The following is a 16,612-nucleotide window of genomic DNA, read 5'->3' on the forward strand; positions in this document are numbered from 1 at the left end:
GAAGAGCCGACGAGCAGAAATACTCATGCGCCGCAGACTGATCAACTCCACGCTCGCCGTGGTGCTCGTGGTGATCGCCGTCTTCGGCGTCTCCCTCGTCATCGTCGAGACCCGCACCATCAGCAACAGCGCCCAGGAGAGCGTCGACTCCGAGGCGCTGCGGCTGATCAGCGTCGTCGAGAGCCGGCTGCTGGAGGACGAGCGGATCACCCCCGTACTGCTGTCCCAGCAGATCGCCAGCAAGCGCTACGCACTGATCAAGATCCCCGGCCGGGCGCCGCTCGAACTGGGCAAGCGCCCCACCGGCAGTGTGATCAGCAGCACGGCCGAGGGGGAGCGCGGCGAGAAGGTCACCGTCGAGGAGTCCAGCTCGGCGGTCACCCGGGAGGTCGGCCGCACCCTGATGATCATCGGCGCGGTGGCGCTGCTGGCCATCGTCTCCGCCGTGCTCCTGGCCGTACGCCAGGCCAACAAGCTGACCTCACCGCTGACCGACCTGGCCGAGACCGCCGAACGCCTGGGCTCCGGCGACCCGAGGCCGCGCCACAAGCGGTACGGGGTGCCGGAGCTGGACCGGGTCGCCGATGTCCTGGACGCCTCCGCCGAACGGATCGCCCGGATGCTGACCGCGGAACGCCGGCTGGCCGCCGACGCCTCGCACCAGCTCCGTACGCCGCTCACCGCGCTCTCCATGCGGATCGAGGAGATCTCGGTCACCGACGACCCGGACACGGTGAAGGAGGAGGCGAACATCGCCCTCACCCAGGTCGAGCGGCTCACCGACGTGGTGGAGCGGCTGCTGACCAACGCCCGCGATCCGCGTACCGGCTCCGCCGTCGTCTTCGACCTCGACGAGGTCGTCAAGCAGCAGATCGAGGAGTGGCGTCCCGCCTACCGGAGCGCGGGCCGGGCCATCGTCCGCTCCGGCAAGCAGGGGCTGCGGGCCGTCGGCACACCCGGCGCCGTCGCCCAGGTGCTGGCCGCGCTGATCGAGAACTCGCTGATGCACGGCGGCGGCACGGTCGCGCTGCGCACCCGGGTCACCGGCAACCAGGCGGTGATCGAGGTCACGGACGAGGGCCCGGGGGTTCCCCCCGACCTCGGCGCCCGGATCTTCGAGCGGACGATCAGCGGACGCAATTCCACGGGCATCGGCCTCGCGGTGGCCAGGGACCTCGCGGAGGCGGACGGCGGCCGCCTGGAGCTGCTCCAGCAGCAGCCCGCGGTCTTCGCCCTGTTCCTCAGCCGGGTGGCCCTGAAGCGGCAGGAGCCGGAACGCCCGGTGAGGTGAGCGGTGGGCGGTCGCGATTCGCCGTGGGACCGCCCCTCAGCGACGCGCCGCCGAATCCGCCTCGACCCGCGGCGCCTGCTCCGTCCGCCCCTGCTTCACGAACCCCTCGGCGCCCGGCGCGGCCTTCGCCGCCTCGACGGGCAGCGCCTTGAACACCCACGTCCGGTAGGACCAGAAGCGGAACAGCGTCGCGATGCCGATCCCGAGGATCTTGAAGACATTGCTCTGGACCGGGGTGTCCCACCCGAAGCCGTACGTCGCGGTGTACAGCACACCCGTCTCGATGACCGCGCCCACCGCGCTGAACAGCAGGAACAGCGTCAGCTCGCGGGTCCGTCCGCTCTTGTCGCGGTCCCGGTAGGTCCAGTACCGGAAGCCGATGTAGTTGCCCAGGATGGCGACGAAGGTGGCCAGCAGACCGGCCCGAACCGTCGGGATGGGGGTGTAGCGCCAGAGCAGGTTGGACACCACGATGTTGACCACCAGGCCGACCCCGCCGACCACGCCGAACTTGGCGACTTCCCGGGCCAACAGCTCCAGCCGGGTCCGCAGGGAGCCCCGTTCGCTCATGGTGATCGCTCAGCCCGTCTGTCGCTCGTGTGGATGCCGGTCGTGCGGATGGCGCGGCGTCGATGCCGGTCGTGCGGATGGCGGTCACGTGTACGCCGGTTGTATGGATCCAGTCATGCTAACCAGCCCGTCCGCGGGCCGCCCGTGGATGCCGTGAGTGATGTGGCGATGCTGTGACACGACGGCCCGGCCCGGGGGCGGCCGGGAGGGCGTCGTCGGAAGCTTCCCGGGGCGGCGGATACCCTGGAGGAGTGACGTTCCCGGTAGTCGGCATGGTCGGTGGCGGTCAGCTCGCCCGTATGACCCACGAGGCGGGCATCCCCCTCGGCATCAAGTTCAAGCTCCTCAGTGACACCCCCCAGGACTCGGCGGCCCAGGTGGTGAGCGAAGTCGTCGTGGGCGACTATCGCGACCTGGACACGCTGCGCGCCTTCGCGCGCGGCTGTGACGTGATCACCTTCGATCACGAGCACGTGCCCACCGAGCACCTGCGGGCCCTGGAGGCGGACGGCATCCCCGTGCGCCCAGGCCCGGACGCGCTGGTGCACGCCCAGGACAAGGGGGTGATGCGCGCGAAGCTCACCGAGATCGGCGCGCCCTGCCCCCGGCACCGCATCGTGTCGGACCCGGCCGACGCCGCGGCCTTCGCGGACGAGGTCGGGGGCTTCCCCGTGATCCTCAAGACGGTCCGCGGCGGCTACGACGGCAAGGGCGTCTGGGTGGTCCGCTCCGAGGCGGACGCGGCCGACCCGTTCCGGGCCGGTGTGGCGGTCCTCGCCGAGGAGAAGGTCGACTTCGTACGGGAGCTGGCGGCCAACATCGTCCGCTCGCCGCACGGCCAGGCCGTCGCCTACCCGGTCGTCGAGTCGATCCAGGTCGACGGGGTCTGCGACACGGTGATCGCCCCGGCGCCGGAGCTGGACGAGGGACTGGCCGGCGAGGCCCAGCAGCTCGCGCTGCGGATCGCCGCCGAGCTGGGCGTCGTGGGCCACCTCGCCGTCGAGCTCTTCGAGACGCGCGGACCCGACGGGAAGCCCGGCATCCTGGTCAACGAGCTGGCGATGCGCCCGCACAACTCCGGCCACTGGACCCAGGACGGCGCGATCACCTCCCAGTTCGCCAACCACGTCCGGGCCGTGCTCGACCTGCCGCTCGGCGACCCGCGCCCGCGCGCCACCTGGACGGTCATGTCCAACGTCCTCGGCGGCGACTTCCCGGACATGTACCAGGCGTACCTGCACTGCATGGCCCGCGACCCGCAGCTCAAGATCCACATGTACGGCAAGGACGTGAAGCCCGGCCGCAAGGTCGGACACGTCAACACCTACGGCGACGATCTGGCGGACGTGCGGGAGCGCGCCCGGCACGCGGCCGACTACCTGCGAGGAACGATCACCGAATGACCTCCCCCGCCACCGCCGCGCCCGTCGTCGGCATCGTCATGGGCTCGGACTCCGACTGGCCCGTCATGGAAGCAGCGGCCAAGGCCCTCGACGAGTTCGAGATCCCCTACGAGGTCGACGTCGTCTCCGCCCACCGCATGCCGCACGAGATGATCGCGTACGGCGAGCAGGCGGCGGGCCGCGGTCTGAAGGCGATCATCGCCGGCGCGGGCGGTGCCGCCCACCTCCCCGGCATGCTCGCCTCGGTGACCCCGCTGCCGGTCATCGGCGTACCGGTCCCGCTGAAGTACCTGGACGGCATGGACAGCCTGCTCTCCATCGTGCAGATGCCCGCCGGTGTGCCGGTCGCGACCGTGTCGGTCGGCGGCGCGCGCAACGCCGGTCTGCTCGCCGCCCGGATCCTCGCCGCGCACGACGGCGAGCTGCTGGCCCGGATGCGGGAGTTCCAGCAGGAGCTGAACGACCAGGCGACGGAGAAGGGCAAGCGGCTCCGCAGCAAGGTCCAGGGCGCCGACTCCTTCGGCTTCGGAAAGTAGGCGGCCGTGGAGCAGGCACAGCAGGCGGTCCGGCTGGAGCGGGCGCGGCGGCTCCTCGCCGAGTACCCCGTCGTCGACGGGCACAACGACCTGCCGTGGGCGCTGCGCGAGCAGGTCGGCTACGACCTCGACGCCCGCGACATCGCCAAGGACCAGTCCGCCCATCTGCACACCGACATCCCGCGGCTGCGCGCGGGCGGCGTCGGCGCCCAGTTCTGGTCCGTCTACGTACGGACCGACATGGCGGGCGACGAGGCCGTCAGCGCCACGCTGGAACAGATCGACGCGGTCGACGAGCTGATCGTCCGCCACCCCGCCGACCTGCGGCGCGCGTTCACCGCCGACGACATGGAGGCGGCCCGCGCCGAGGGCCGGATCGCCTCCCTGATGGGCGCCGAGGGCGGCCACTCCATCAACAACTCGCTGGGCACCCTGCGCGCCCTGCACACCCTGGGCGTCCGCTACATGACGCTCACCCACAACGACAACATCGCGTGGGCGGACTCGGCGACCGACGCTCCCCGCATCGGCGGCCTCTCGCCGTTCGGCCACGAGGTCGTACGGGAGATGAACCGCACCGGCATGCTGGTCGACCTCTCCCACGTGGCGGCCGGCACGATGCGCGACGCGCTCGACACCTCCACGGCGCCGGTGATCTTCTCGCACTCCTCGGCGCGGGCGATCTGCGACCACCCGCGCAACATCCCCGACGACGTCCTCGGCAGGCTCCGGGTCAACGGCGGCATCGCCATGGCCACCTTCGTGCCGAAGTTCGTCCTGCCGGAGGCCGTCGCGTGGACGCTGGCCGCGGACCGGAACATGCGCGAGCACGGGCTGCACCACCTCGACACCACCCCGCAGGCCATGCGGATCCACGCCGACTTCGAGGCGGCCAACCCGCGCCCGATGGCCACCGTGGCGACCATCGCCGACCACCTCGACCACATGCGCGAGGTCGCCGGCATCGACCACATCGGCATCGGCGGCGACTACGACGGAACGGCCTTCCTCCCCGACGGCCTCCAGGACGTCGCCGGCTACCCGAACCTGATCGCGGAGCTGCTCGGCCGCGGCTGGTCCGACGCCGACCTCGCCAAGCTCACCTGGCGCAACGCCGTACGGGTGCTGCGCGACGCCGAGGACGTGGCACGCGAGCTGCGCACCCGACGCGCCCCGTCGCACGCCACGATCGAGCAGCTGGACGGCGTGGCGGTCTGAGCCGTCGACGTGTGGGGGGCGCGACCCGCGGGGTCGCGCCCCCCACACACGTCTGCGCCCGCTACCCGGCGCAGAGACAGAACGGGTGCCCCGCCGGGTCCGCGTACACCCGGAAGCTCCGCTCCCGGTCCTCCGCCTCCAGCACGGTGGCGCCCAGCGCGAGCACTTCCTTCTCCGCCGCGTCCAGGTCCGGCACGGTCAGATCCAGATGGATCTGCTGCGAGGCGTCCGCGTTCGGCCACCGCGGCGGTACGAAACCGGGCGCGGCCTGGAACGCGAGCAGCGTGCCCCCGGTCCCGGTCAGCTCCAGCCAGCCGTCCTCCTCACCGGGAGTGATCTCACCGCCGAGCAGCCCGGCGTAGAAGTTTGCGAGCGCGGCGGTGTCTGGGCAGTCCAGGACGACGGCACCGAGTGTGGCGACAGCCATGACAATTCCTCCTCCGGACGAATGGGTGCAGCCGGTTACCCGTAGACGTCCTCAACAGGTAACCGTTACTGCATGCTGCCGCAAAGGAGGTAACGTCGCAACCATGAGGTCGCACCATGAGTGAGAAGGATTCCGCGCCCGGGGAACTCGTACTGATCGAGGCCCTGGTCAACACCCTGGACATCGAGACGGGTGCGGACACTCTCGACACGGCGGACGGACGCGCCGCCTTCGGCCTCACCGAGCGGGACGTCCCCGAAGCCCGGGAGCTGCGCGAGGCGCTCCGTACCGCCTGCCTCGCCCACGCCGGCCACCGCCCGCCGGGCGACGCCGCACCCCTGCTCGACCGGCTGCTCGCCGGGGCGCCGTTGCGCGTCACCGTGGACGCGGCGGGCGCCGCCGCACTGCGCCCCGCCACCGAACCGGCCGGGCTGACCGCCCGGGTCGCCGCGGCCATCGCCGGCGCGGCGGCCGACGGCACCTGGGCCCGGCTCAAGGCGTGCGAGGCGGAGGACTGCCGCTGGGCGTACTACGACCGCAGCCCGGCGGGGCGGCGGCGCTGGTGCTCCATGTCGGTGTGCGGCGCCCGAGCCAAGATGCGCACCTACCGCGCGAAGCGCGCGTGACGCACGGGATCAGGCGGTCGGGCGTCCCATCGCCCGGTACGTCCAGCCGGCCTCGCGCCACAGCTCGCTGTCCAGCGCGTTGCGGCCGTCCAGGATGATCTGGCGGGACGCGACCTCGCCGAGCGCCGCCGGGTCCAGCTCGCGGAACTCCCGCCACTCCGTCAGGTGCAGCACCACATCGGCGCCGCGCACCGCGTCCAGCGCCGTGTCCGCGTAGCCGAGGGTCGGGAAGAGCCGCCGGGCGTTGTCCATGCCCTTCGGGTCGAAGACCGTGACCTGGCCGCCCTGGAGGTGGATCTGCCCGGCCACGTTCAGCGCCGGGGAGTCCCGTACGTCGTCCGAGTCCGGCTTGAACGTCGCACCCAGCACCGCCACCCGCTTGCCGAGGAACGAGTCGCCGCCCACGGCCTCCCGGGCCAGCTCCACCATGTGGCCCCGGCGCCGCATGTTGATCGAGTCGACCTCGCGCAGGAAGGTCAGCGCCTGGTCCGCGCCCAGCTCACCGGCGCGCGCCATGAAGGCCCGGATGTCCTTCGGCAGACAGCCGCCGCCGAAGCCGATCCCGGCCCGCAGGTACTTCGAGCCGATCCGCTCGTCGTGCCCGATCGCCTCGGCCAGCTTCTTCACATCGCCGTCGGCGGCCTCGCAGACCTCCGCCATCGCGTTGATGAACGAGATCTTCGTGGCCAGGAACGAATTGGCCGCGGTCTTCACCAGCTCGGCGGTCGGGAAGTCCGTCACCACGAACGGCGACCCCTCGGCGACCGGCACCGCGTACACCTCGCGCAGCAGCTTCTCGGCCCGCTCGCTCGTCACGCCGACGACGATCCGGTCCGGGCGCAGGGTGTCGTTCACGGCGAAGCCCTCGCGCAGGAACTCCGGGTTCCAGGCCAGCTCCGCGTCGGCGCCCACCGGCGCCAGCTCCGCCAGCCGTGCCGCGAGCCGGGCCGCCGAGCCCACCGGGACGGTCGACTTCCCGACGACCAGGGTGGGCCGGGTCAGATGCGGGGCCAGCGACTCGAACGCGGTGTCCACGTAGCTCATGTCGCAGGCGTACTCGCCGTGCTTCTGCGGAGTGTTCACACAGACGAAGTGCACATCGCCGAAGGCCGCCACCTCCTCGGGGGAGGTGGTGAACCGCAGCCGTCCGGTGGACCCCGCGATGCCCTCGACGTGCTTGCTCAGCAGCTCCTCCAGCCCCGGTTCGTACATCGGGACCTTGCCGGTGCTGAGCATCTCGATCTTCTCGGGCACGACATCGAGGCCGAGCACTTCGAAGCCCAGTTCCGCCATGGCCGCGGCGTGGGTGGCGCCGAGGTAGCCGGTGCCGATCACAGTGATCCTGAGGGCCATGGAACGCTCCTGGGAGATGCGGACAGACGTGCGGTGAACGAGCATAGCCGTGCTCCCGAAGGCCCGGATTCCAGCCGTCCGCACAGCTTTGCCCACCCCTGTCGTGAAGCTCACGCGGGCTTTGCATAGGCCATCGTGGGAGCCGCGCTCTAAAATTGGGTTACTTAACGGTAGTTAGCGTCTTGGGGAGTGAGCGTCTTGGCGGGTTCGACCGATTTCGACCTGTACCGTCCGGCCGAGGAGCACGAGATGCTCCGGGAGACGGTGCGTGCGCTCGCCGAGGCGAAGATCGCCCCGCACGCGGCGGCGGTCGACGAGGAGGCGCGCTTCCCGCAGGAGGCGCTGGACGCCCTGACCGCGGCGGACCTGCACGCGGTGCACGTACCCGAGGAGTACGGCGGCGCGGGCGCCGACGCGCTGGCCACGGTCATCGTGATCGAGGAGGTGGCCCGGGTCTGCGCCTCGTCCTCCCTCATCCCGGCCGTGAACAAGCTGGGCTCCCTCCCGGTGATCCTCTCCGGCTCCGAGGACCTGAAGAAGAAGTACCTGGGCCCGCTGGCCAAGGGCGACGGCATGTTCTCGTACTGCCTCTCCGAGCCCGACGCGGGTTCCGACGCGGCCGGCATGAAGACCAAGGCCGTCCGCGACGGCGACTTCTGGGTGCTCAACGGCGTGAAGCGCTGGATCACCAACGCGGGCGTCTCCGAGTACTACACGGTCATGGCCGTCACCGACCCGACCAAGCGCTCCAAGGGCATCTCGGCTTTCGTCGTCGAGAAGTCGGACGAGGGCGTCTCCTTCGGTGCCCCGGAGAAGAAGCTCGGCATCAAGGGCTCGCCGACCCGCGAGGTCTACTTCGACAACGTCCGCATCCCCGCCGACCGCATGATCGGCGAGGAGGGCACCGGCTTCGCCACCGCGATGAAGACCCTGGACCACACCCGCATCACCATCGCGGCCCAGGCCCTCGGCATCGCGCAGGGCGCACTCGACTACGCCAAGGGCTACGTCCAGGAGCGCAAGCAGTTCGGCAAGCCGATCGCCGACTTCCAGGGCATCCAGTTCATGCTCGCCGACATGGCCATGAAGCTGGAGGCGGCCCGCCAGCTCACCTACTCCGCCGCCGCCAAGTCCGAACGCCTCGACGGCGACCTCACCTTCTTCGGCGCCGCGGCCAAGTGCTTCGCCTCCGACGTGGCGATGGAGATCACCACGGACGCGGTCCAGCTGCTCGGCGGCTACGGCTACACGCGGGACTACCCGGTGGAGCGGATGATGCGCGACGCGAAGATCACGCAGATCTATGAGGGCACGAACCAGGTCCAGCGCATCGTGATGGCGCGGAACCTGCCGTAGCGGTTGCTGCTCCGGCGTCCAGCCCCCGATGTACGCGTCGGGGGCCGGACGTGTGTCTGCGGCCGGGAGGCCAGGGTTGGATCACTCCCCGGCGAAGATTTCCTCGGCGGAGGCGGCGGTGACGGCTCGCATGAGCCACTGGCGCAGAGTCTCGGGGTCGCCGCAATCGGTGATCCGCTCGCGAACCCTGTCGGGAACGGCGATGCCGCGCTGCTCCAGCACGAGCAGGATGTCCTCGGCCCGGCCCTGGGCCCGGCCCTGGGCTCGGCCCTGGGCTCGGCCTTCGTCCCGGATTTCTTCCGACATGAAGGACTTGTAGAAAGACGTGTCCACGGCCACCAGGTTCCTCCAGTGTTGTGCGGCCGGGCGGTTGCCCAGGCCCTGTGCGGTGAGTTCGATGACGGGGTCGGCGATGGCTTCAGGCGTGTCCCGCAGTGCGACGGACAGGGTTTTCAGTATGGCACCGACGTCCGGATTGTCGGCGTGTGTGATGTCGGCCAGGGTGGCGAGCGCGAGGTCCTTGCGGGCTTCGGCCACATCGGTGATGACAGGCATGTTGTGCGGGCCTGCGACGAGGGGGTTCAGGGCGAGCGTCTGCCATTGACGGAGGCCGATGCGGATGGGGCGTGCGGCCCATTCGGCGGTGGCGCGGTCCTGGCAGACGACCAGTAGCAGGACCGGCAGGCCATATCTGTTGTGGAGATAGCTGACGTAGTACGGCCAGCTGGCGGTCTTGCGCGGGTCCTTCTTGCCCTGGGCCTCGATGGCGAGGACGAAGGGCCCGTCGTGCTCTGTCTCGATGCGCAGGAGGGTGTCCACCCGGCGTTCCACGGGACGGGCTTCGGTGAGGTCGGTGGGCAGGGTAGTGGCCGAGGTGGGCGGTGGGATGTCGACCCCGAGCACCTCGGAGACGCGGGAGAAGAGGCCGGGGTACTCCTGGAAGATGCGGTGCATTGCCTCGTGGGGCGAGCTGACCATGCAGGTCCGTTCGGGTTGTGGGTGATGTTCCGGTCAGGCGGCTGCGTGGAGGTCTGTCCGGCAGTCGTGGCAGTGGCCGGGGTGGCGGGAGCGGAAGGCGCGGTCGCAGCCGTCGCAGTTCTGGAGCGGGATGACGATGACGCCGGGGCGCGCGTGTGCGACGACGTCCTGGGCTCCTGGTAGCGGTGGTGGCAGGAGTGTTGTGATGCGGTGGCGCAGGAGTTTGGCCGGGTGCTTCAGGGGGCTCGGGAGGTCGGTGGTGAGGGTGTGGCGGATGGTGTCGGGGTGGGCGTCGCGTTCGAGCCAGGTGGCGATGCCGGGGGCGAGGGCGCGGATGTCGTGTTCGGAGAGGACGAGTTGAGGTGCGTGGCGGCGCAGGTCGGCGAGGAGGGTGGTGGCCGCGCGCTGGAGTTCCGGTGTGAGTTCCTGTGGCTGGGGGAGCGGTGGTGGTGGCGTGGTGCGTGCGGTGGGGGCCGGGACGAGGACTGGGGTGGGCTGAGGCTGCGGCGCGGGCGGCTGCGGCGTGGGTGTCGGGGGTGGTGCGGGGGCCGGAGCCGGGTGCGGTTGGAGAGCGGTTGCGTGTGGTGGTGGCGGTGGTGCGGGGTGTGGGGTCGGCTTGCTGGGGGCCGTACGGGGGCGGGGAGTTGCGGCGGGGTGGGCGGCCGTGCCCGGCTGGTTGTACGAGACGGTGCGGGTGACGATTCGGCCGTCGGCGAGGCGTACGCGGCTGCGGTGGAGGTAGCCGTGGGCTTCGAGTTCGCGCAGGGCGGCGGCGATGCGGGTCTCGCTCTCGGGGAAGCGTTCGGCGAGGCGCTTGATGCCGATCCTGGCTCCGGCGGGCAGCGACTGGATGTGGGCGGCCAGCCCGATCGCGGCGAGGGAGAGCCCGCGGTGCTGGGCGAGGTGGTTGCCGATGACGGTGAAGCCCGCGGCATGCCGGAAGTTGATGTGGATGACACCGGATGACGGCGTGGCGTCTCCGGGTACGGGGGACGGACCGCGCGAGGGCGCGGTAATCTGCGGGGTATCCATCGGGAAGCCTCTTACTTCCTCGGTGGTCAGGCCCCCGGTTGAGACTGTGAATCTCGTCGGGGGCCGTCGCATGTCTGGAGTTGTCGCGGCGAGCATATGCCAGCCAACCCGTATGAAATCCAGCTCAGTTGTCCCATGTCACCCGCGTGAGTGACGGCGACGGGACCGGGGTCGGGTTTGGGTGGGGAGGGTGATTTCCCCAAGTTCTTTAAAGCCTTATGCGTCGTGGAACGCGGGGACGTGGTCGACCGGGTCGTGGATATCCGCGACCCGGTGGAGCGGTCGCGGTACGAGGTCGATCTCGGCCCAGACCGTCTTGCGCGGCACGGGCCCGTGGGTGACGCCCCAGCGGTCGGCGAGGGCCTCGACGATGAGGAGGCCGCGCCCGCCCTCCGCGTGCAGGTCGAGGGTGGAAGCGACGGGCAGTTGCTCGTCCCGGGTGTCGGTCACCTCGATCCGCAGGAGCTTGCCGCTGTGGGCGGTGAGGCCGAGCCGGAAGTCCCGGCCGGGTACGCGACCGTGGACGGCGGCGTTGGCGGCCAGCTCGGCGACGATGTGCGCGGCCGGTTCGCAGACGATCCCCCAATCGCCCAGATGCGCCGTGGCCAGGAGACGGGCGAGCCTGGCGCCCCGGCGGGTGGGGGAGAGCAGCACCGTGAACTGCCGGGCAGGAGCGGAATGTTCGGTTCGGGTGATGTGTTGGTTCACGCCGCTCAGCGTGGCCGTGGCTGCGTACCGTGAACAGCGACGAGCCGCTTGCGTACGGCGATTGTCCAGGGCTTGTCCAGTGCTGTCCCGGCTGTCCGGAGTGACGCGCCGGGGACGTCAGGGGTTGGGCCGAGAACGGCAGACGCATCGGAAGTGGGGCACGGATGAGCGTGGATGAGACCGGTACGGAACACGGCGACGCCGGGGCGGACGAGCCGGGCTGGGATGTTGATCCCGATGACGAGTCGGGGGCGGCCGTGGTCGCGGCGGTGGGCCGCCAGATCAAGGCGTGGCGGGAGGCGGCGGGGCTGCGGGCCGGGGAGTTCGGGATCGCGATCGGGTACGGCGAGGACATGGTCTACAAGGTGGAGGGCGGCCGTCGCATCCCTCGGCCGGAACTCCTGGACAAGGCGGACGAGGTGCTCGGCGCGGGCGGGAAGATCGCCGCGATGAAGCAGGACGTGGCGGAGGTCCGGTATCCGAAGAAGATCCGGGATCTGGCGGGGGTGGAGGCGAAAGCGGTCGAGATCGCGGCCTACGTGGGACACGGCCTGCACGGGCTGTTGCAGACTCCCGGGCACGCGCGGGCGCTGTTCGAGGCCCGACAGCCCCCGTACTCGCAGGACGAGGTGGAGCGGATGGTGGCCGGGCGCATGGCACGGCAGTCGATCTTCGAGCGATCGCCCGCCCCTGCTCTGAGTTTCGTCCAGGAGGAGTCGTCGCTCTGGCGGCCCATCGGAGGCACAATGGAGTGGCGGCGACAACTTGAACGTCTGTTGGAGATCGGGCAGTTGCGCAATGTCACCCTCCAGGTGATGCCTACGCGTCGTGAGGCGCATCCCGGCATGGATGGGGACATCAGTGTGTTGAAGTTCAAGGACGGTTCGGCGGTTGGGTGTTCGCACGGGGCGTTCAGCGGGCGTCGGGTGACCGACCCGAAGCAGCTCCGTATCCTCGAACTGCGGTACGGCACCATCCGGGCCGAGGCTCTCACTCCCCGAGAGACCCTGGCCCTCATCGAGCGAATGCTGGGAGAGACATGATCCGCAGGACTTCCGTGCAGGACGTTTCCGAGTCGGCCTGGTTCAAGAGCAGCTACAGCAGCAACGGCAACGAAGGCGACTGCGTCGAAGTCGCCGCTTCCCCCGGCACGGTTCACGTCCGGGACTCCAAGAACGCCCAAGGCCCACGCCTCGCCTTCGGCCCCAACGCCTGGGCCGGCTTCGTCTCCTACGCCGCCGAGCGCTGACCCGGCCGTCAGTCCACCTCGTCGTCCTCGTCCTCCCCGTCGAAGCGGTCGAAGGCCGCCTCCGTGCGGGCGCGGAACATCGCGGTCCCGCGATCGTCGCGGAGGATGATCTCGTCGTGCGCGTACCAGCGTGAGCCCGGCTGCTGGCTGATCGGGTACTCCGGGAGCGGCAGGCGCCGGAACGTGGCGGCGATGTCCTCGGGCAGGTCGGTGTCGTCGGGGGTCACCCATCCCATCAGGTCCTCGTCGGCGCACAGGGCCTCGGACAGGACGATCTCGACGAACGCGACGCTGACCCGGCCCAGCCACGCGGCCCAGTCGTCGGCGGTGGGCCGGACGAGGTCGGCGCGTACGACGACCGGCGGGTCGTCCTGGTCGAGGTCCGTGACGCGTATGCCCCAGTAGGCGCAGGACTGGTTCTCGACGCGGAAGACCAGCACGCCTCGGTCCGCATCGAGGTAGAGGTCCTTCGGGGCGAGCAGGGAATCCTGATTGTCCGTCAAGTCTGAGCGGCAGCCGAGCAGTTGGTAGGCATCGCGCAGTGCCGCGGGCAGGGGCAGGCCGAGCCGGGCCTGTGCCGCGTCGAGATCGGCGGGGGCGTAGCCGTCGGCCTCGGCGAGGGGGCGTCGGCTCCAGTCGCGGGCGAAGGCGCGGACGAAACGCCATGCCGCCTGCCTGTCGGGCTGTTCGCCGACGGCCGCGGCGAGGGCGTCGAGGTCGAGCGCGAGGTTCGGGAGCGATGGTTCCTGGGTCATGCGTGCGACTGTAGGCGCCGCCACTGACAAGGTTCCGCGTCCCGCTTCCCGTATTCCCCCGACTCTCCGGCCACGGTCTCGGCACACTGGGTGCATGAGCGATCACCCACAGGCGCCGCCGGATCACCTCGTCATCAATGTGAAGCACCGGGAGGACCCGGTGTCCCTGGTCACCGAGGCGGACGCGTTCGCCGCTTCCCGGACGTACGGGAACATCGTGGTCCGGGGGCCGCTCTTCGGCGTCGCCGAGCAGCGCCGCGGCGAGCGGCCGCGATGGCGGCTGCTGACCGACATGGACACCGGCTATCCGCAGGACGCCCGCGACGCGCTGAACTCCCATCTCTGGTTCAAGGCCAAGGACAAGACGGACGACCCCAAGGAGCGGCGCGCCCTGCTGGACGCGGTGGCCCGGCTGGAGACCGAGCCGGTGAACGAACTGACCGTCGGCGATACGCGCTACCGCATCGTGCGCGCCGACGAGTTCGCCCGGACCGGCGAGGGGCGCCTGGAGCCGCCCAGGCCCACGGACGTCGACACGGAGGGCTGGGACATGACGGCGCACACGCCCTCCACCACCAAGGGCTTCGTCGTCGACCACGCGGCGGCGGTGGGGCTGACGGAGGGCCTGGAGCGGATGGGCCTGGTGCCGGTCTCGTACACCTCGGAGCGCTTTCCGCCCGATGTACTGGCGGATTCGCAACGGGCGTTGCGGACCCATCCGGGCCTGGTGCTGCTGCCGGTCGTCTTCCGGGTGATGGAGCGCGAGGAGAAGTCCTGGTCGATGGCGTCGAGCCAGCAGCCCACCCCGCAGGACGCGCGGCGTTCACTGGTGTACTGCCTGAAGACGTTCCTGCCGCTGACCGAGGAGCTCGACGAGCGGGAGGCTGCCGTGTACGCGCGGGCGGCGGATGCGTTCGCGCGCCGGCTGCGCCCCAACGAGCTGAACGTACGGGGGCGTCGCTTCGAGATCGCCCGGATCGAACGGATGATGCGCGTCGGTCCCGCCGGCCCGGAAGGCCCCCGGCGCTCCGACATCGACGAACAGCGCCCCACGAAGATCCATCCCACGATGGACGAGTGGGGCAACATCGCCCGCAACGAATGAGCGAACAGCAGCAGGGCCCGGACGGCGAACCGTCCGGGCCCTGTCTCCGGTCGCCGTCACTTCTCGGTGACGGTGACCTTCTCGTCGTTCTTGAGCTGCTCCACCAGCTGCTTCACCTTGGCCTTGTCCCAGACCACGTTGCCGTTCCTGAAGCCCGACATCGGCATGTTCATGGACTTGCCGTCGCCGCCCGTGACGTCCTTCATGGCGAAGAACATCTGGCTCAGGGACCAGAGCGACATGTCCTTGTCCACGACCAGGGTGTCCAGCCCGGCCCCCATCGTCGGGTACAGCTTGAACGGGTTGAGGATCGTGGACGGCGTCGCCGTCTGGCTCGCCAGCGCCGCGAGGAACTTCTGCTGGTTCTTCGTACGGGCCAGGTCCGCCTCGGCGAAGGCGTACCTGGTGCGGACGAAGGCCAGCGACTGCTCGCCGTTCAGCGTCTGCTTGCCCGCCTGGAAGTCGGCGCCGGACTTCTTGTCCTTGAAGGCCTTGGGGATGTCCAGCTCCACGCCGCCGATCGCGTCCACGATCTTGGCGAAGCCGCCGAAGCCGATCTCGCAGTAGTGGTCGATCCGCAGCCCGGTGTTGAACTCGACAGTGCGGACGAGGAGTTCGGGGCCGTCCATGGCGTACGCGGCGTTCAGCTTGGTGAAACGGCCGCGGCCCGGGTAGAGCTTGCCGGAGTCGGAGCCCTTGAACGAGGGGATCTCGACATCGGAGTCACGGGGCAGGGAGATCAGTGTCGGTCCGTTGGATCCGTCGTGCAGGATCATCATCGAGTCGGTGCGGCCTTGGTCTTTCGGGCCGCCCGTGTGGAGCTTCTTCTTGTCCTCGGCCGTCATGCCCTCACGGCTGTCGGAACCGACGATCAGGTAGTTGGTGCCGTCGCCGCCCTCCGGCCGCTCGATGACCTTGGAGAGGTCCACCTCGCGCTTGAGCTTGGAGTCGGCCCAGAAGTACGTGCCTATGGAGACCCCGAGGACCACGACCACCAGGGACAGCGCGCCTATCTTGATCCGGCGGCGCCAGTCGGGCGCCGGGCGCCCCTGCGTGTGGCCGCCGTCCCCCGGGCCGCCGCCGTGGCCGTTGCCCCGCCCGCCGGCGTTGCCGCCGCCGTAGACCTGGCCCGTGTTGTACCCGCTGTCGTACTGCGAGCCACCGTTGTCGTAGCCGCCCGGCTGCTGGGGGATCGGCCGCTGCCTCGGCGGCGCGGGGTGCCGCTGCTGCGGGGCGGGGCGCCGCTGGACGTGCGGCATCGAGCGGGCGCCCTCCGGCTGCTCACCGGCACTGCCCCGCCCGTAGCGGTTGCCGCCGCGGTTGTCGTCTGACCATCCCTCGGGCCAATCGTTCATGCGGTCCAGTGTGCAGGCCAGGTGCACCGCTATTACAGGGGGTACGGGAAATCGCACCAGGGCTGTTGCGAAGCTGATGCATTGCTGCCGGGCGGAAGCCCCCGCATAAGGTGGACGGTATGACAGATCAGGCCCCGCGCCCGGAGGGCGATATTCCGGGCAAGCCGACCGCCGCCTCCCGGACCACCCTCAGCCACATCATGACCGGCAGCGACACCAATCTGCTGGGCACCGTGCACGGTGGAGTGATCATGAAACTGGTCGACGACGCGGCGGGCGCCGTGGCCGGCCGGCACTCCGGCGGTCCCGCCGTGACGGCCTCGATGGACGAGATGGTCTTCCTGGAGCCGGTCCGCGTGGGTGATCTCGTTCACGTCCGCGCCCAGGTGAACTGGACCGGCCGCTCCTCGATGGAGGTCGGCGTCCGGGTCATGGCCGAGCGCTGGAACGAATCCACCCCCGCCCAGCAGGTCGGCAGCGCCTATCTGGTGTTCGCCGCGGTCGACGCGGACGGCAAGCCGCGCCCCGTACCGCAGGTGATCCCGGAGACGGAGCGCGACAAGCGGCGCTACCAGGAGGCGCAGATCCGGCGCACCCACCGCCTCGCCCGCCGGCGCGCGATCAAGGAACTGCGCGAGAGGCGGGCGGCC

18 protein-coding genes are annotated in these 16,612 nt (G+C 70.3%); 10 read left to right on the forward strand and 8 right to left on the reverse strand.

From position 1 onward, the window contains the following. Positions 1-25 precede the first annotated feature (25 nt). Positions 26-1,291, forward strand: coding sequence for an ATP-binding protein (locus EES42_RS39210; RefSeq protein WP_124722959.1), 1,266 nt, complete (start codon positions 26-28; stop codon positions 1,289-1,291). 36 nt (positions 1,292-1,327) lie between these two features. Here the strand turns inward: EES42_RS39210 and EES42_RS39215 are convergent, their stop codons facing one another. Next, positions 1,328-1,861, reverse strand: coding sequence for a GtrA family protein (locus EES42_RS39215; protein WP_124722960.1), 534 nt, complete (start codon positions 1,859-1,861; stop codon positions 1,328-1,330). A 251-nt stretch (positions 1,862-2,112) separates the two neighbouring features. Between EES42_RS39215 and EES42_RS39220 the strand changes: the two genes are divergently transcribed. Genes EES42_RS39220 through EES42_RS39230 form a run of 3 tightly spaced genes read left to right on the forward strand, consistent with a single transcriptional unit; the run spans position 2,113 to position 5,018 of the window. Then, positions 2,113-3,264: a 5-(carboxyamino)imidazole ribonucleotide synthase gene (locus tag EES42_RS39220; RefSeq protein WP_124722961.1), complete on the forward strand. Its 1,152-nt coding sequence runs from the start codon at positions 2,113-2,115 to the stop codon at positions 3,262-3,264. Continuing rightward, complete coding sequence (purE, locus tag EES42_RS39225) at positions 3,261-3,800, forward strand: 5-(carboxyamino)imidazole ribonucleotide mutase (protein ID WP_124722962.1); 540 nt, start codon at positions 3,261-3,263, stop codon at positions 3,798-3,800. The genes EES42_RS39220 and purE overlap by 4 nt, the downstream gene beginning before the upstream one ends. Positions 3,801-3,806: 6 nt before the next feature. Next, entirely contained in the window at positions 3,807-5,018 is a 1,212-nt protein-coding gene (locus EES42_RS39230; protein ID WP_124722963.1) for a dipeptidase, read from the forward strand. 61 nt (positions 5,019-5,079) lie between these two features. Here the strand turns inward: EES42_RS39230 and EES42_RS39235 are convergent, their stop codons facing one another. Beyond that, positions 5,080-5,445: a VOC family protein gene (locus EES42_RS39235; protein ID WP_124722964.1), complete on the reverse strand. Its 366-nt coding sequence runs from the start codon at positions 5,443-5,445 to the stop codon at positions 5,080-5,082. 116 nt (positions 5,446-5,561) lie between these two features. Here EES42_RS39235 and EES42_RS39240 point away from each other — a divergent pair, with 116 nt between their 5' ends. Further along, positions 5,562-6,071: a CGNR zinc finger domain-containing protein gene (locus tag EES42_RS39240; RefSeq protein WP_124722965.1), complete on the forward strand. Its 510-nt coding sequence runs from the start codon at positions 5,562-5,564 to the stop codon at positions 6,069-6,071. Positions 6,072-6,080: 9 nt separating this feature from the next. On the opposite strand, the gene EES42_RS39245 is transcribed toward EES42_RS39240, so the two are convergent. Beyond that, positions 6,081-7,424: a UDP-glucose dehydrogenase family protein gene (locus EES42_RS39245; RefSeq protein WP_124722966.1), complete on the reverse strand. Its 1,344-nt coding sequence runs from the start codon at positions 7,422-7,424 to the stop codon at positions 6,081-6,083. Between the two features lie 198 nt (positions 7,425-7,622). On the opposite strand from EES42_RS39245, the gene EES42_RS39250 reads away from it, so the two are divergent. Further along, entirely contained in the window at positions 7,623-8,780 is a 1,158-nt protein-coding gene (locus tag EES42_RS39250) for an acyl-CoA dehydrogenase (protein ID WP_124723042.1), read from the forward strand. A gap of 81 nt (positions 8,781-8,861) precedes the next feature. On the opposite strand, the gene EES42_RS39255 is transcribed toward EES42_RS39250, so the two are convergent. The 3 genes from EES42_RS39255 to EES42_RS39265 all read right to left on the reverse strand — a co-directional run bounded on the left by EES42_RS39255 (position 8,862) and on the right by EES42_RS39265 (position 11,498). Continuing rightward, positions 8,862-9,758, reverse strand: a complete 897-nt coding sequence (locus tag EES42_RS39255) for an RpnC/YadD family protein (protein WP_124722967.1) — start codon at positions 9,756-9,758, stop codon at positions 8,862-8,864. Positions 9,759-9,791: 33 nt separating this feature from the next. Next, positions 9,792-10,790: a helix-turn-helix domain-containing protein gene (locus tag EES42_RS39260; protein ID WP_124722968.1), complete on the reverse strand. Its 999-nt coding sequence runs from the start codon at positions 10,788-10,790 to the stop codon at positions 9,792-9,794. A 216-nt stretch (positions 10,791-11,006) separates the two neighbouring features. Next, positions 11,007-11,498, reverse strand: coding sequence for an ATP-binding protein (locus EES42_RS39265; RefSeq protein WP_241196872.1), 492 nt, complete (start codon positions 11,496-11,498; stop codon positions 11,007-11,009). 164 nt (positions 11,499-11,662) lie between these two features. Here EES42_RS39265 and EES42_RS39270 point away from each other — a divergent pair, with 164 nt between their 5' ends. Together EES42_RS39270 and EES42_RS39275 are read left to right on the forward strand one after the other, a co-directional pair. Next, on the forward strand, positions 11,663-12,541 hold the full coding sequence (locus EES42_RS39270; RefSeq protein ID WP_124722969.1) for a helix-turn-helix domain-containing protein: 879 nt from the start codon (positions 11,663-11,665) through the stop codon (positions 12,539-12,541). After that, positions 12,538-12,747: a DUF397 domain-containing protein gene (locus tag EES42_RS39275; RefSeq protein ID WP_124722970.1), complete on the forward strand. Its 210-nt coding sequence runs from the start codon at positions 12,538-12,540 to the stop codon at positions 12,745-12,747. Before EES42_RS39270 ends, EES42_RS39275 begins: the two co-directional genes overlap by 4 nt. An 8-nt stretch (positions 12,748-12,755) precedes the next feature. Here the strand turns inward: EES42_RS39275 and EES42_RS39280 are convergent, their stop codons facing one another. Then, on the reverse strand, positions 12,756-13,502 hold the full coding sequence (locus tag EES42_RS39280) for an SMI1/KNR4 family protein (RefSeq protein WP_124722971.1): 747 nt from the start codon (positions 13,500-13,502) through the stop codon (positions 12,756-12,758). A 94-nt stretch (positions 13,503-13,596) separates the two neighbouring features. Here EES42_RS39280 and EES42_RS39285 point away from each other — a divergent pair, with 94 nt between their 5' ends. Beyond that, positions 13,597-14,607, forward strand: a complete 1,011-nt coding sequence (locus tag EES42_RS39285; protein ID WP_124722972.1) for a DUF5954 family protein — start codon at positions 13,597-13,599, stop codon at positions 14,605-14,607. A 56-nt stretch (positions 14,608-14,663) separates the two neighbouring features. Here EES42_RS39285 and EES42_RS39290 read toward each other — a convergent pair whose 3' ends face one another. Then, complete coding sequence (locus EES42_RS39290; protein ID WP_124722973.1) at positions 14,664-15,962, reverse strand: LCP family protein; 1,299 nt, start codon at positions 15,960-15,962, stop codon at positions 14,664-14,666. A 119-nt stretch (positions 15,963-16,081) separates the two neighbouring features. Here EES42_RS39290 and EES42_RS39295 point away from each other — a divergent pair. Continuing rightward, a partial coding sequence (locus EES42_RS39295) for an acyl-CoA thioesterase (RefSeq protein ID WP_164495491.1) occupies positions 16,082-16,612 on the forward strand: 531 nt, incomplete at its 3' end.

The organism is Streptomyces sp. ADI95-17, assembly GCF_003846175.1.
In the GTDB taxonomy this organism is placed as follows: Bacteria; Actinomycetota; Actinomycetes; order Streptomycetales; family Streptomycetaceae; genus Streptomyces; species Streptomyces sanglieri.